The organism is Streptomyces sp. WAC 06738, assembly GCF_003945505.1.
GTDB lineage: Bacteria > Actinomycetota > Actinomycetes > Streptomycetales > Streptomycetaceae > Streptomyces.
In genome coordinates this window covers 6,748,824-6,762,058 of sequence record NZ_CP029618.1, presented here as the reverse complement: position 1 = coordinate 6,762,058, position 13,235 = coordinate 6,748,824, and the positions used below count along the sequence as shown (strand labels likewise).

Annotated in this window: 9 protein-coding genes and 1 pseudogene; 7 read left to right on the top strand and 3 right to left on the bottom strand. The window is 75.0% G+C overall.

The window, feature by feature from the left end; all coding sequences use genetic code 11:
• Positions 1–121 precede the first annotated feature (121 nt).
• Positions 122–1,579 carry a protoporphyrinogen oxidase gene (hemG, locus tag DMB38_RS29515; protein ID WP_125937697.1) on the top strand — a complete coding sequence of 486 codons (1,458 nt, stop codon included), beginning with the start codon at positions 122–124 and terminating at the stop codon, positions 1,577–1,579.
• A 40-nt stretch (positions 1,580–1,619) separates the two neighbouring features.
• Positions 1,620–2,321, top strand: a pseudogene (gene hemQ, locus DMB38_RS29510) (hydrogen peroxide-dependent heme synthase); the annotation flags it as partial.
• Between the two features lie 36 nt (positions 2,322–2,357).
• Here hemQ and DMB38_RS29505 read toward each other — a convergent pair.
• The 3 genes from DMB38_RS29505 to hemE all read right to left on the bottom strand — a co-directional run bounded on the left by DMB38_RS29505 (position 2,358) and on the right by hemE (position 6,039).
• On the bottom strand, positions 2,358–3,983 hold the full coding sequence (locus tag DMB38_RS29505; protein ID WP_240662531.1) for an alpha/beta hydrolase: 1,626 nt from the start codon (positions 3,981–3,983) through the stop codon (positions 2,358–2,360).
• Positions 3,984–4,160: 177 nt separating this feature from the next.
• Positions 4,161–4,895 (bottom strand): TIGR04222 domain-containing membrane protein, encoded by a 735-nt coding sequence (locus DMB38_RS29500; protein ID WP_125937696.1) that lies wholly within the window; start codon positions 4,893–4,895, stop codon positions 4,161–4,163.
• 136 nt (positions 4,896–5,031) lie between these two features.
• A complete protein-coding gene (gene hemE / locus DMB38_RS29495; protein WP_240662770.1) occupies positions 5,032–6,039 on the bottom strand; it encodes a uroporphyrinogen decarboxylase in 1,008 nt (335 codons plus the stop codon).
• A gap of 191 nt (positions 6,040–6,230) precedes the next feature.
• On the opposite strand from hemE, the gene DMB38_RS29490 reads away from it, so the two are divergent.
• The 5 genes from DMB38_RS29490 (at position 6,231) to DMB38_RS29470 (ending at position 13,176) form a co-directional block, all read left to right on the top strand.
• Positions 6,231–6,926, top strand: a complete 696-nt coding sequence (locus DMB38_RS29490; RefSeq protein ID WP_125937694.1) for a DUF3000 domain-containing protein — start codon at positions 6,231–6,233, stop codon at positions 6,924–6,926.
• 270 nt (positions 6,927–7,196) lie between these two features.
• Entirely contained in the window at positions 7,197–7,889 is a 693-nt protein-coding gene (locus DMB38_RS29485) for a response regulator transcription factor (RefSeq protein WP_026276315.1), read from the top strand.
• Between the two features lie 105 nt (positions 7,890–7,994).
• Positions 7,995–9,254 (top strand): ribonuclease D, encoded by a 1,260-nt coding sequence (locus tag DMB38_RS29480; protein ID WP_206337764.1) that lies wholly within the window; start codon positions 7,995–7,997, stop codon positions 9,252–9,254.
• 572 nt (positions 9,255–9,826) lie between these two features.
• Positions 9,827–11,047, top strand: coding sequence for an acetyl-CoA C-acyltransferase (locus tag DMB38_RS29475; protein WP_125937693.1), 1,221 nt, complete (start codon positions 9,827–9,829; stop codon positions 11,045–11,047).
• Positions 11,044–13,176 carry a 3-hydroxyacyl-CoA dehydrogenase NAD-binding domain-containing protein gene (locus tag DMB38_RS29470; RefSeq protein WP_125937692.1) on the top strand — a complete coding sequence of 711 codons (2,133 nt, stop codon included), beginning with the start codon at positions 11,044–11,046 and terminating at the stop codon, positions 13,174–13,176. The genes DMB38_RS29475 and DMB38_RS29470 overlap by 4 nt, the downstream gene beginning before the upstream one ends.
• Positions 13,177–13,235: the final 59 nt, after the last annotated feature.

Below are 13,235 nucleotides of genomic sequence, written 5' to 3'. Positions count from 1 at the left end.
GGGCTTCGGTGGCGCGCGGCGGGCTCGTTCGCGGTCGCCTCCGGGGTCGTACGCGGGGCGTCGGCGCGGGATGTCCACAGGCTCGCAGGGCGTGTCCGCGGGGTCTGAGACAGTGGCTTGCATGAGCAGCGCACAGCCCGCGGAGCCCGGGCCGCCCAGGGTCGTCGTCATCGGCGGCGGCATCGCAGGACTCGCCGCAGCGCACCGGCTGCTCGCCGGCGGCGCGCGGGTCACGTTGCTGGAGGCAGGCACCCGGCTCGGCGGCAAGCTGCACGCGGGCGAGCTGGCCGGCGTGCCGGCCGACCTCGGCGCGGAGGCCCTGCTGGCGCGCCGCCCGGAGGCCGTCGGCCTCGCCCGCGCGGTGGGGCTCGCCGACGCGCTGCAGCCGGTGGCGGCGGGCGGCGCGGCGGTCTGGACCCGCGGCAGGCTGCGGCCGCTGCCCGGCGGCCAGGTGATGGGCGTCCCCGGCGACCTGGACCGGCTGGCGGCTGCGGAAGTGCTGTCGCCCGAGGGCCTGTCGCGGGTGGCCCGCGAGGCGGAGCTGCCGCCGGCGGAGCCGGGCGAGGACGTGGCGATCGGCGCGTTCGTCGCCGAACGGCTGGGCGCGGAGGTCACGGACCGGCTGGTGGAGCCGCTGCTGGGCGGGGTGTACGCGGGCGACGCGTACCGGCTGTCGATGCGCGCCGCGGTCCCGCAGTTGTTCGCGGCGCTGCGCGAGGAGCGGACGCTGCTGGGCGCGGCGCGGGCGGTCCAGTCCCGCGGCGCCGCCGCGGGTCCGTCGCAGGCGCCGGTGTTCATGGGCATCGAGGGCGGCATCGGCCGCCTGCCGGCGGCGGTGGCGGAGGCGGTGCGGGAGGCGGGCGGCGAGATCGTCCTCGGCACGGAGGTCGCGTCACTGGAGCGCAGGAAGGGTTTCCCCGACCCCGACCCCGACCCCGACTCCGCTCCTGCCCGGTGGCGGGTTCTCGCCGGGGGGCGGGCCTACGACGCCGATGCCGTCGTGCTCGCCGTGCCGGCCGCCGCTGCCGCGCGGCTGGTGCGGGGGGTCGCGCCGCGGGCCGCCGCGGAGTTCGACGGGGTGCGGTACGCCTCCATGGCACTGATCACCCTCGCCCTCCCCCGCCGGGAGGCCGAGGCCGAATTGCCCGCCGGGACCGGCTTCCTCGTGCCGCCGGTCGACGGGCGGACCATCAAGGCGTCGACGTTCTCCTCCGCCAAGTGGCACTGGGCCGGCGACGACGACGTCTTCCTCCTGCGCACCTCCGTCGGCCGCATCGACGACGACAAGACCCTCGAACGGGACGACGCCGACCTCGTCACCGCCTCTCTCGACGACCTCCGCGCCGCCACCGGGCTCACCGCCCGCCCGGTCGCGAGCCGCGTCAGCCGGTGGCGCGGCGCCCTGCCGCAGTACGAGGTCGGGCACGACGCCCGCGTGGCCCGCATCCGCGGCGCGCTGCCCGCCGGGCTCGCGGTGTGCGGCGCGCTCTACGACGGCGTGGGCATCCCCGCCTGCATCGCGAGCGCGCACCGGGCCGCCGACGAGCTGCTGGGGCGCCCTGGGACAATGACCGCATGAGTGACGCAACCCCCCGCCGGCCGACGCGCCCGCGGCTCCGTCCCGCTCCGCGAACGCCGGCAAGAAGGCCAAGGACCTCAACGAGGTCATCCGCTACACCCTCTGGTCCGTCTTCCGGCTCCGCGACGCCCTCCCCGAGGACCGCGCGGGCTACGCGGACGAGGTGACCGAGCTGTTCGAGCAGCTCGCCGCGGAGGACGTCGTCGTGCGCGGCACGTACGACGTGTCCGGGCTGCGCGCCGACGCGGACGTCATGATCTGGTGGCACGCGGAGAGCTCCGACGCGCTGCAGGAGGCGTACAACCTCTTCCGCCGCACCCGCCTCGGCCGCGCCCTCGCACCGGTCTGGTCGAACATGGCGCTGCACCGCCCCGCCGAGTTCAACAAGTCGCACATCCCGGCGTTCCTCGCGGACGAGTCCCCGCGCGCGTACGTGAGCGTGTACCCGTTCGTCCGCTCCTACGACTGGTACCTGCTGCCGGACGAGGACCGCCGCCGCATGCTCGCCGATCACGGCAAGATGGCCCGAGGCTTCCCGGACGTGCGCGCCAACACGGTGCCCTCGTTCTCCCTCGGCGACTACGAGTGGATCCTCGCCTTCGAGGCCGACGAACTGCACCGCATCGTGGACCTGATGCGCCACCTGCGCGGGTCCGAGGCGCGGCTGCACGTCCGCGAGGAGGTGCCGTTCTACACCGGCCGCCGCAAGCCGGTCGCGGAGCTGGTCGCCTCCCTCGCCTGACCGCGGCGCCGGCGGTCCCGGTCCGGCGCGCCGGCCTCAGCCGACCGCCGGGCCGCCCGTTCCCGGCGCCGCCGACCGCTTCCCGTCCCGCTCCGCCTTCGGCTCCGGGTGCGGTGCGCAGCTCACGTCGCCGGGCGTGCGGCCGGTCAGCAGGTACGTGTCGACGTGCTTGTTGACGCAGCCGTTCTCGCCCCCGGCGAGCCCGTGCGACCCGGCGTCCTTCTCCGTCACCAGGTCCGCCGAGCCGCCCAGCCGCCGCGCGAGCTCCCGCGCGCCGTCGTACGGCGTGGCCGCGTCGCGCTCGGCGGCGAGGAGGAGCACCGGCGGCAGCTCGCCGGCGTCGGTGCGCACGTCGAGGGGCTGCTGCCGCGGGCCGGTCCAGAACGCGCACGGCAGGTTCATCCAGGCGTTCGCCCACGTCTCGAACGGCGCCATGCGCGCGAGCCGGCTGTTGTCGCGGTCCCAGGTCTCCCAGTCCGTGGGCCAGGGCGCGTCGTTGCACTCGACGGCGGTGTAGACGGCGTTGCCGTTCTCCTCCGCCGCGTTGTCCGACGGGTCGTCGGCCGCGAACTCCACCAGCGTCTTCTGCTTGCCGTCCAGGAAGTCCGCGAGCGCGGTGGCGGCCTGCGCCCAGTACCCGTCGGCGTACGCCGCCCGCAGGAAGCCCGCCTGCAACTGGGCCGTGCCGACCCGCCCGCCGGCGGGCTCCTTCTCCATCGTCTCGCGGGCCCGCTCGTACGCCGCCGCCACCTCCCACCGGGTGCGCCCGAGGTGGTAGACGTCGTCGTGCTTGGCGACCCACCGCTGCCAGTCGGCCCAGCGCTCCTCGAACGCGGCGGACTGGCGCAGGTTGTTGCCGTACCAGATCTGCCGCGGGTCGGGGTCGACCGGGCTGTCGAAGACCATGCGGCGCACGTGGTCCGGGTAGAGGGCGGCGTACAGGCTGCCGAAGTAGGTGCCGTAGGAGGCGCCGAGGTAGGTGAGCTTGCGCTCGCCGAGCGCGGCGCGCAGCACGTCGAGGTCGCGGGCGTTGTTGAGGGACGTGTAGTGCCGCAGGCCCGCGATCTTCGCGCAGCCGTCGGCGTACGCACGCGCCTTCTCGACCCGGGCGCGCTTCTCGCGCTCCGAGGGGCGCTCGGAGGTGTTCGACGGCGCCTTCATGAACTCCCCGGGGTTCTGGCAGGACAGCGCGCCGGAGCGCTGGACGCCGCGCGGGGCGTAGCCGACGAAGTCGTACGCCTCGGCCAGCCGCCGCCACTCCGGCGACCGGCTCAGCAGCGGGAAGTACGTGCCGGAGCCGCCGGGTCCGCCGGGGTTGAAGACGAGCTTGCCCTGGCGCTCGGCGCGCGGTCCCGTGGCCCCGATGTGGCTGACGGTGAGCTTGAGCTGCCGGCCGCCGGGGTCCGCGTAGTCCAGCGGGACGGCGACGGTGCCGCACTCGATGGGCGCAGGCAGCCCCTCCGCCTTCGGGCAGGGGCCGTAGTCGACGCCGGCCTTCGCGGCGCGGGCGGCGGCGACGGCGACGCCGCGGGCCTCGGGCCCTTCGGCCGCCCGGGAGACGGGGGCGGGGGTCCCCGAGCGCGCGGCGTCGGCGGCGGGGGCCGCGGCGAGGCCGGTGAGAGCGAGCGAACCGAGGATTCCGTACAGCACTGCTGCTCTCACGAAGGGCCCTTCCGGCGTGACGAGGCGTGGCGAGGGGCGATGAGGCGTGGCGAACGGCCGCGGGGAGCGGCGTGCACCAGGGGAGTAAAAGAGGGTAAAAGTGATAATTCTTGGCGGAGTTGCTGATGTAAAGGACCCGGGCGGGGGTGTCGCGGTGCGCGTCGGCCCGGACGGGGCCTAGCGCGCGAGCGCGGCGCGCATCTCCGGGTCGGGCAGCGTGGCGGGCCCGTGGACGGCGAGTCCGGTGAGCAGCGAGTCCGCCTCGTCGAGGGTGGCGAGCAGCCCGCGGCCGTCGGGCGTGGCCCAGCGCGTGTACTCGCCGACCTCCAGCCGGGCTATCGCCAGACAGCCGCAGACCAGTATCAGCGGCAGCACGAACCAGCCCGCGATCGGCTCCTGCTCCGGTGGCCGCAGCGCCAGCGCGGCGGTCCCGGCGCCGAGCACCACCACCCCCGCGATCCGTACCTGCCGCACCGCGGCGCGTACGGCGGACCGGATCGGCGCGGGCACCGCGAGCCCGGCCGCGGCGAGGCCGTCGTCCAGGTCGCGGAGCGCGTCGGCGGCGGAGGCGGCGGCGCGGATGGCCGGAATCGTGTTCTGCCCGCCGCTCCCGGCGGCGGCGATCACCGCGCGCTCGACGGGGTCGCGTCCCTCGGGCGCCACGACGGTCGCCCAGCCGGTGTGCGCGAGGAGGAGCCGCCGCTCCCGCGCCAGCGCGACCAGGGTGACATCGACGACCCGCCGCGGCCCGCCGGCGAGGAAGGCGGCCTCGTAGAGGGTCAGCTCACGCGCCCCGCGGACCCGCGCCGGCTCGGGCTCCGGCTGTGCCGCGGCGACGGAACCGACGAGGACCAGCCGCCCGCACGTCAGCAGCGCGGCCGCCCAGGCGACGAGCGCGAAGCACACCCACATGGCGGTGTTCTACGCGATCGGGGGCACAGGGCGCCAGCCCTATCTTTCCGAACGCGGCCGTGATAGCGGGGTGTTGCGGAGCCGTAGCCGACAGCAAGCCGTACGGACGGAGCGGCCGGCCGGAGGCCGGCGGGAGTCAGCGGGCCGAGGACTCGTGCACGTACTCCACGAGCCGCGTGAGCGCGTCCGGGTCGGTCGTCGGCAGCACCCCGTGGCCGAGGTTGAACACGTGCCCCTCCAGCCCCGCCGCCGCCTGAAGCACCTCGCCGGCCTTGGCCTCCATCGCCTCGCGGGGCGCGAAGAGCACCGCCGGGTCGAGGTTGCCCTGCAGCGCCTTGCCGGGGCCGACGCGGCGTGCCGCCTCGTCCAGCGGCACCCGCCAGTCGACGCCGACGACGTCGGCGCCGGCCTCGCCCATCGCGGTCAGCAGCTCGCCGGTGCCGACGCCGAAGTGGATACGCGGCACGCCGTACCCGGCGACGGCCGCGAAGACCTCGGCGGACGCGGGCAGCACCGCGCGCCGGTAGTCGGCGGGGGCCAGCGCGCCCGCCCAGGAGTCGAAGAGCTGCACGGCGGAGGCGCCGGCCTCGATCTGCACCCGCAGGAACGCGGCCGTGATGCCCGCGAGCCGGCCGACCAGCTCGGCCCAGAGCTCCGGGGCGCCGTACATCATCGCCTTGGTGTGCTCGTGGTTGCGCGAAGGGCCGCCCTCGACCAGGTAGCTGGCCAGCGTGAACGGCGCCCCGGCGAAGCCGATGAGCGGCGTCGCGCCCAGCTCCTCCGTCAGCCGGCCCACGGCCTCGGTCACGTACGGCACGTCGTCGGGCTCCAGCGGGCGGAGCTGCGCGAGGTCCGCGCGGCTGCGGACCGGCTGGGCGACGACGGGCCCGACGCCCGGTTTGATGTCGAGGTCGACGCCGATGGCCTTGAGCGGCACGACGATGTCGCTGAAGAGGATCGCGGCGTCCACGCCGTGCCGCCGTACGGGCTGCAGCGTGATCTCCGTGACGAGGTCGGGCCGCCGGCACGAGTCGAGCATGGCGATGCCCTCGCGCAGCCGCCGGTACTCGGGCAGCGACCGGCCCGCCTGCCGCATGAACCACACGGGTGTGTGCGGCACGGGTTCGCGCCGGCACGCGCGCAGGAACGCGGAGTCGGCGGCCGGGCCCGCGGGGGCGGTGGCCGTGGAAGCGGCACCGGCGGTGGACGTGGCGGAGGGGCGGGGGGCGCTGTCGGCACTCACCCCAGCATCTTCGCACGGGCGTGGGAGTCGAGATCCGGCCACCCGGGTGTCCCACAGCGCTTCTGCACGCCGCGCCCCCTAGTCTTCCGGGCATGGTTGCGGCTCCTGGACACCTCGTCGACGAACCCGATGGCCCCCCGGAAGGACGGCCGGGGGGCGGAGCGCTGCCGCCCCCGTTCCGGCGGGCCGTCGAGGCGCTCGACTCCGCTGCGGTACGGCCCGAAGTGACCCTGCGGGCGACGCGTGCGCCGCGGGGCATCGCCCCGTTCGCGTACGCCCTGGAGGCGGACGTCGAGGAGGGCGCGGAGGGGGACGCCGAGCCCGCCGACGGCCGGCTGGTGCTGCTGCACGACCCGGACGGGCAGGACACCTGGCGCGGTACGTTCCGCTTCGTCACGCTGCTCCGCGCGGAGCTGGAGCCGGAGATGGCCGCGGACCCGCTGCTGCCGGAGGTGTGCTGGTCCTGGCTGACCGGCGCGCTGGACACCCGCGGGCTGGGCTACGGCGAGCCCAGCGGCACGGTCACGCGCGCGTCCTCGCACCACTTCGGCGGGCTGGCGGAGCGCGGCACGACGACGAAGGTCGAGATCCGGGCGTCCTGGACGCCGCAGCCGTCGCGCGCGGCCGGGGACGGCGCGCCGGACGCGGCGGCGCACCTGGCGGCGTGGGTGGAGATGCTGTGCCAGTGCGCGGGCCTGCCGCCGTCGGCCGCGCCGCCGGCGGCGCCGGAGCCGGACGCCGCGCCGATCGTGCCGCTGCCGCAGCGCCGCGGCTCGCGCCGGCGCTGAGCGCGCGGCGGGGCGGTCGGGCGTACGGGCTCAGCAGGGTTGCGGGCCTGCCCGCACCCGCCCGGAGAGCGGTGACCGGCCGCGTGCGCCGCAGTCGATCGCCCATCCGAATTGTCCGTTTTTTCCTCACTAATTCGTGATCATTGCCTAAAGCCCCTCCGGGCTCCTGCCGAAGACGTGAGAGACCTTCCGTACGCGGCCCGTACGCGACACGGAACGTCCCGGCTCTCCCAGCCGGCCCCGTCCCCGCACACCGTCTGGAGGGACCTGGTGTCTGTTCTCCTCGAGCAACCCACAAGCCTGGTCGCCTACCGCCCCAACAAGCCGACGGCCATGGTCGTCGTGGCCGACCCCCGCGTGCGCTCGACCGTCACCCGCCACCTGTGGGCGCTGGGCGTGCGCGACGTGATCGAGGCGTCGTCCATCGCGGAGGCCCGCCCCCGGATCGCCAACCCCCGCGACATCTGCGTCGCCGACGTCCACCTGCCCGACGGCTCCGGCCTCACGCTGCTCTCCGAGGCGCGCTCCGCGGGCTGGCCCAACGGCCTCGCGCTCTCCGCAGCCGACGACATCGGCGCCGTACGCAACGCCCTCGCGGGCGGCGTCCGGGGCTACGTCGTCACCGGCACCCGCACCAGCATGGGCCTGCCCACCCGCCCCAACGCCGCGCACATCGGCGCCGCCGCGGGCCGGCTCCACCACCGCCGCCCACCGGGCTCCCCCGGCGCCGGCGGCAACTCCGGTCCGCCCGGACACCCCGGCGGTTACCGCGAGCTGTCCGGCCGCGAGGTCGAGGTGCTGCGGCTGGTGGCGGAGGGCCAGTCGAACAAGGCCATCGGCGTCTCGATGGGACTGTCCGCGCTCACCGTCAAAAGCCACCTCGCCCGCATCGCGCGCAAGCTCGGCACGGGCGACCGCGCCGGCATGGTGGCGGTGGCACTGCGCACCGGGATCATCCACTGACCGGGGCCCGGTGACGGGCCCTCTCCAGGCAGTCGCGCGGCGCCCGTCGACGTAACGTTCCGTCGACGGGCGCTGTCGTGCACGACTCACAGATACCCTTGACACGTGACCGACGCCCAAGAGACCGCAGCAGAGGACAGACTCCCCGCCCCCGGAGCACCGACTTCCGGATCGGCGCCGGTCCCCCTTCTCGATCCCCGCGAGGGCATTCCCCCCGTCACCGCGGACCCCGGGGCGCTCGCCGAGGTCGTCCGCGCGTTCGCCGCGGGCAGCGGTCCCGTGGCCATCGACGCGGAGCGCGCCAGCGGCTACCGCTACGGGCAGCGGGCGTACCTCGTGCAGTTGCGCCGGGAGGGCGCGGGCACGGCGCTGATCGACCCGGTGGCCTGTCCCGACCTCTCCGGGCTCGCGGCGGCGATCGGCGATGCGGAATGGGTTCTGCACGCGGCGACCCAGGACCTGCCGTGTCTCGCCGAGATAGGCATGCGTCCTGGCGCGCTGTTCGACACGGAGCTGGCGGGGCGGCTGGCCGGCTTCCCCCGGGTCGGGCTCGGCGCGATGGTCGAGAACGTCCTCGGGTACGCGCTGGAGAAGGGCCACTCCGCCGTCGACTGGTCCACCCGGCCGCTGCCCGAGCCGTGGCTGCGCTACGCCGCGCTCGACGTCGAGCTGCTGGTGGACCTGCGGGACGCGCTGGTCGAGGAGCTGACGGCGCAGGGGAAGCTGCGGTGGGCGGAGGAGGAGTTCGCGGCGATCGCCGCGGCACCGCCGCCGGAGCCGCGCCGGGACCCCTGGCGGCGTACGTCGGGCATGCACAAGGTACGGCGCAGGCGCCAGCTCGGCACCGTACGGGAGCTGTGGACGGCCCGGGACCGCATCGCGCAGCGGCGGGACATCTCGCCGGGCAAGGTACTCGCGGACACCGCCATCGTGGAGGCGGCGCTGGCGATGCCGACGTCCACGCGGGCGCTGGCCGCGCTGCCGGGCTTCGGGCACCGCATGGGCCGGCGGCAGCTGGAGCAGTGGCTCGCCGCGGTGGAGCGCGCCCGCGCGCTGCCGGAGTCCGAGCTGCCGCAGCCGGGCCTGCCGCTGAACGGCCCGCCGCCGCCGCGCGCGTGGGCGGACAAGGACCCGGCCGCGGCGGCACGCCTGTCGGCCGCGCGGGCGGCGGTGACGGCACGCGCGGAGGAGCTGGGCCTGCCGCAGGAGAACCTGATCGCACCGGACACGGTGCGCCGCATCTGCTGGGAGCCCCCGAAGGACCCCACGGAGGAGTCGGTGGCAGCAGCCCTGGCCAACCTCGGCGCCCGCCCCTGGCAAATCACCCAGGTCACCCCCCTCCTGACAGCAGCGGTCAGCAACTGACCCCATCACCGCGGCCGCGACACGGCCGCGACCGGGGCGGCGGCCCCGGCCCCGGGCCGGCGCCCCGGCCACGGCGTGAGCCCGGGTCCACTTACGTGAGCGGGATGCGGCTGCGGGCGTGAGGCCCGGCCGGGCCATGGGGCCCGCCGCCGGCCGGAGCACACCTCGGGACCCGGTCCGCGGCCCGCCCACGGTACGTGACCGGTCAGCGGGCGTGAGCGGCGATGCCGCGCGGACCCGAAACCCGGCGGGCCAACGCCCCCGGCGCCGCGACAGCGTGAGACGCAGCCGCCCGCCCCGCGAAGCCGCGGCGCGGCGGTCCGCCCGGCATCCGCCGGCGCCGGCAGGCGCCCAGAAACGTGCACCCGGCGAAGCCGTGCCGTACGGCACCCATCCCACCCGTCCACCAGTCCCCCACCCCGGTATCGTCCCCCCGGCGAGGGGACTGTGAGGCAGAACTCCGGCAGGCCCCTGGGCAGCTTCTGTTACCCGTGAGTAGCATGGGGGCGAGCCGTGCCCGTCCCCCGCGGGCCGGTGCCGCGTGAACCCGCATCCCCTCCGGAGGAGAGCCCGTGCCTCGTACCGCAAGGGACGTCGTCTTCGTCGACGGCGTCCGGACCCCGTTCGGCAAGGCGGGCCCGAAGGGCATCTACCACGAGACCCGCGCCGACGACCTCGTCGTCAAGTGCATCCGCGAGCTGCTGCGCCGCAACCCCGCCCTCGACCCCGCCACCGTCGACGACGTCGCCATCGCCGCCACCACCCAGATCGGCGACCAGGGACTGACCATCGGCCGCACCGCCGGCATCCTCGCCGGGCTGCCGCCGACCGTGCCCGGGTACTCCATCGACCGGATGTGCGCCGGCGCCATGACCGCCGTGACGACGACCGCCGCCTCCACCGCCTTCGGCGCGTACGACATCGCCCTGGCCGGCGGCGTCGAGCACATGGGCCGGCACCCGATGGGCGAGGCCGTGGATCCCCACCCGCGGTTCGTCTCCGAGAAGCTCGTCGACGAGTCCGCCCTCTTCATGGGCATGACCGCGGAGAACCTGCACGACCGCTTCCCGCACCTCACCAAGGCCCGCGCCGACGAGTACGCGGTGCACTCCCAGGAGAAGGCCGCCAAGGCGTACGCGAACGGGCGGATCCAGGCCGACCTGGTGCCCATCTCCGTCCGCCGCACCAACGCCGAGGCCGGCGAGACCGGCTGGGGCCTGGCCACGCAGGACGAGCCGATGCGCCCCGGCACCACGCTGGCGAACCTCGCGACGCTGAAGACCCCCTTCCGCGCCCACGGCCGGGTCACCGCCGGCAACGCCGCCGGGCTCAACGACGGCGCCACCGCCTCCCTCATCGCCGCCGAGGACGTGGCGCGCGCCGCCGGGCTGCCGGTGAAGATGCGGCTGGTGTCGTTCGCCTTCGCCGGGGTGGAGCCCGAGGTGATGGGCGTCGGCCCGATCCCGTCCACCGAGAAGGCGCTCGCCAAGGCGGGCCTCGGCATCGGCGACATCGGCCTGTTCGAGATCAACGAGGCGTTCGCCGTGCAGGTGCTGGCGTTCCTCGACCACTTCGGCATCGCCGACGACGACCCCCGCGTCAACCAGTACGGCGGCGCCATCGCCTTCGGCCACCCCCTCGCCTCCTCCGGCGTACGGCTGATGACGCAACTGGCCCGGCAGTTCGAGGAGCAGCCGCAGGTGCGGTACGGCATCACCACCATGTGCGTCGGCTTCGGCATGGGCGGCACGGTCATCTGGGAGAACCCGCACTTCGAGGGGGCAGGCAAGTGAGCAGCAGCACCGTGGAACTTCTCAAGGGCGCGGCCGAGCGCTTCCCGGACGAGGTCGTGACGCAGGCGCACGTACGCCACCTCGACCTGCCCGGCGGCGCGGGCCGGTTCGCGCTCATCACCCTCGACAACGGCTTCGACCACACCAAGCCGACCACCTTCGGCCCGCAGTCGCTCGCCGGCCTCGACGCCGCGCTCGACCAGGTCGAGAAGGAGGCCGCGGAGGGCGCGATCGTCGGCGTCGGCATCACCGGCAAGCCGTTCATCTTCGCCGTCGGCGCCGATCTCAAGGGCGTCGAGGTGCTCGGGCGGCGCGACGAGGCGCTGGCCATCGGGCGCGGCGGGCACGAGGTGTTCAAGCGCCTGGCCGATCTGGGCGTGCCGACGTTCGCGTACTACAACGGTGCCGCGATGGGCGGCGGCGTCGAGATCGGGCTGCACTGCACGTACCGCACCGTCTCCACCGCCGTGCCGGCGTTCTCGCTGCCGGAGGTCTTCCTCGGGCTGGTGCCCGGCTGGGGCGGCTGCACGCTGCTGCCGAACCTCATCGGCGCGGACCGCGCGGTCACCGTCGTGATCGAGAACAGCCTCAACCAGAACCGGCAGCTCAAGGGCAAGCAGGTCTACGACCTGGGCATCGCCGACGCGATCTTCGAGGGCGCCGACTTCCTGGAGCAGTCCCTCGCCTGGACCGCCGCCGTCCTCGGCGGCGAACTGGAGGTCGTACGCCCGGACATCGACCGCGGCGAGGCGTGGGACGCGGCGATCGAGCGCGGTCGCGCCGTCGCCGACGACAAGGTGCACGGCGCCGCCCCGGCGGCGTACCGCGCGCTGGACATCATGGCCGGGGCGAAGAACGGCGACCTGCGGCAGGGCTTCGCGGCCGAGGACGAGGCGCTGGCCGACCTGATCATGGGCGGCGAACTGCGGGCCGGGATCTACGCCTTCAACCTCGTGCAGCGGCGCGCCAAGCGGCCCGCCGGGGCACCGGACAAGGGCCTCGCCCGGCCGGTCACGAAGGTCGGCGTGGTCGGCGCGGGGCTGATGGCCTCGCAGTTGGCGCTGCTCTTCGTCCGCCGTCTCGACGTACCCGTCGTCCTCACGGACATCGACCAGGAGCGGATCGACAAGGGCGTGGCGTGGGTCCACGAGCAGATCGACATGCTGCTGCTGAAGGGCCGGGTGAACCAGGACGCGGCGAACCGGCTCAAGGCGCTGGTCACCGGGTCGCTGGACAAGGCCGGGGCGTTCGCCGACGCCGACTTCGTGATCGAGGCGGTCTTCGAGGAACTCTCCCTCAAGCAGCGGATCTTCGCCGAGCTGGAGGAGGTCGTCCCGCCGACCGCGATCCTCGCGACGAACACCTCGTCCCTGTCGGTGACGGAGATGGCCGCCGGGCTCCGGCACCCCGAGCGGGTCGTGGGCTTCCACTTCTTCAACCCGGTGGCGGTCCTGCCGCTGCTGGAGATCGTACGGGCCGCGGAGACCGACGACGCCTCGCTGGCCACGGCGTTCGCCGTCGCCAAGAAGCTGAAGAAGTCGGCCGTGCTGGTCAAGGACGCCCCGGCGTTCGTCGTCAACCGCATCCTCACCCGCTTCATGGGCGAGGTGCTGGGCGCCGTGGACGAGGGCACGCCGGTGGAGGTCGCGGACGGTGCGCTGGCGCCGCTGGGGCTGCCGATGTCGCCGATCGTGCTGCTCGACCTGGTCGGCCCCGCGGTCGCCCACCACGTCGCGGGCACCCTCGCCGCGGCGTTCCCCGACCGCTTCGCGCAGTCGGCGAACCTGGGCCGGGTCGTGGAGGCGGGCAAGCGGACGCTCTACGTCCATGACTCGGGCAAGCCGGAGCTGGACCCGGAGGTGGCGGCGCTCTTCCAGGTCGGAGACACGGTGCTCACGGAGGAGCAGGTACGCGACCGGGCGCTGGACGCCATCGCGCAGGAGATCCGGCTGATGCTGGACGAGGGCGTCGTGGCCGAGGCGCAGGACATCGACCTGTGCCTGATCACCGGCGCGGGCTGGCCGTTCCATCTGGGCGGCATCACGCCGTACCTGGACCGGGAGGGCGTCAGCGAGCGCGTCACGGGTCGCCGGTTCCTGCCGCCGGGCGTGGCGAGCGTCCCGGAGTAGCGGTACGTCACCCGTGCCCCGGCCGCCTGCGTGCGGCCGGGGCACGGCCGTGTCGTACG

Bases quoted from the DNA above. Each gene is read 5' to 3' on its own strand.
- hemG (WP_125937697.1), top strand. From the start codon at position 122: ATGAGCAGCGCACAGCCCGCGGAGCCCGGGCCGCCCAGGGTCGTCGTC.
- DMB38_RS29500 (WP_125937696.1), bottom strand. From the start codon at position 4,895: ATGTGGGTGTGCTTCGCGCTCGTCGCCTGGGCGGCCGCGCTGCTGACG.
- DMB38_RS29490 (WP_125937694.1), top strand. From the start codon at position 6,231: ATGGTTGCGGCTCCTGGACACCTCGTCGACGAACCCGATGGCCCCCCG.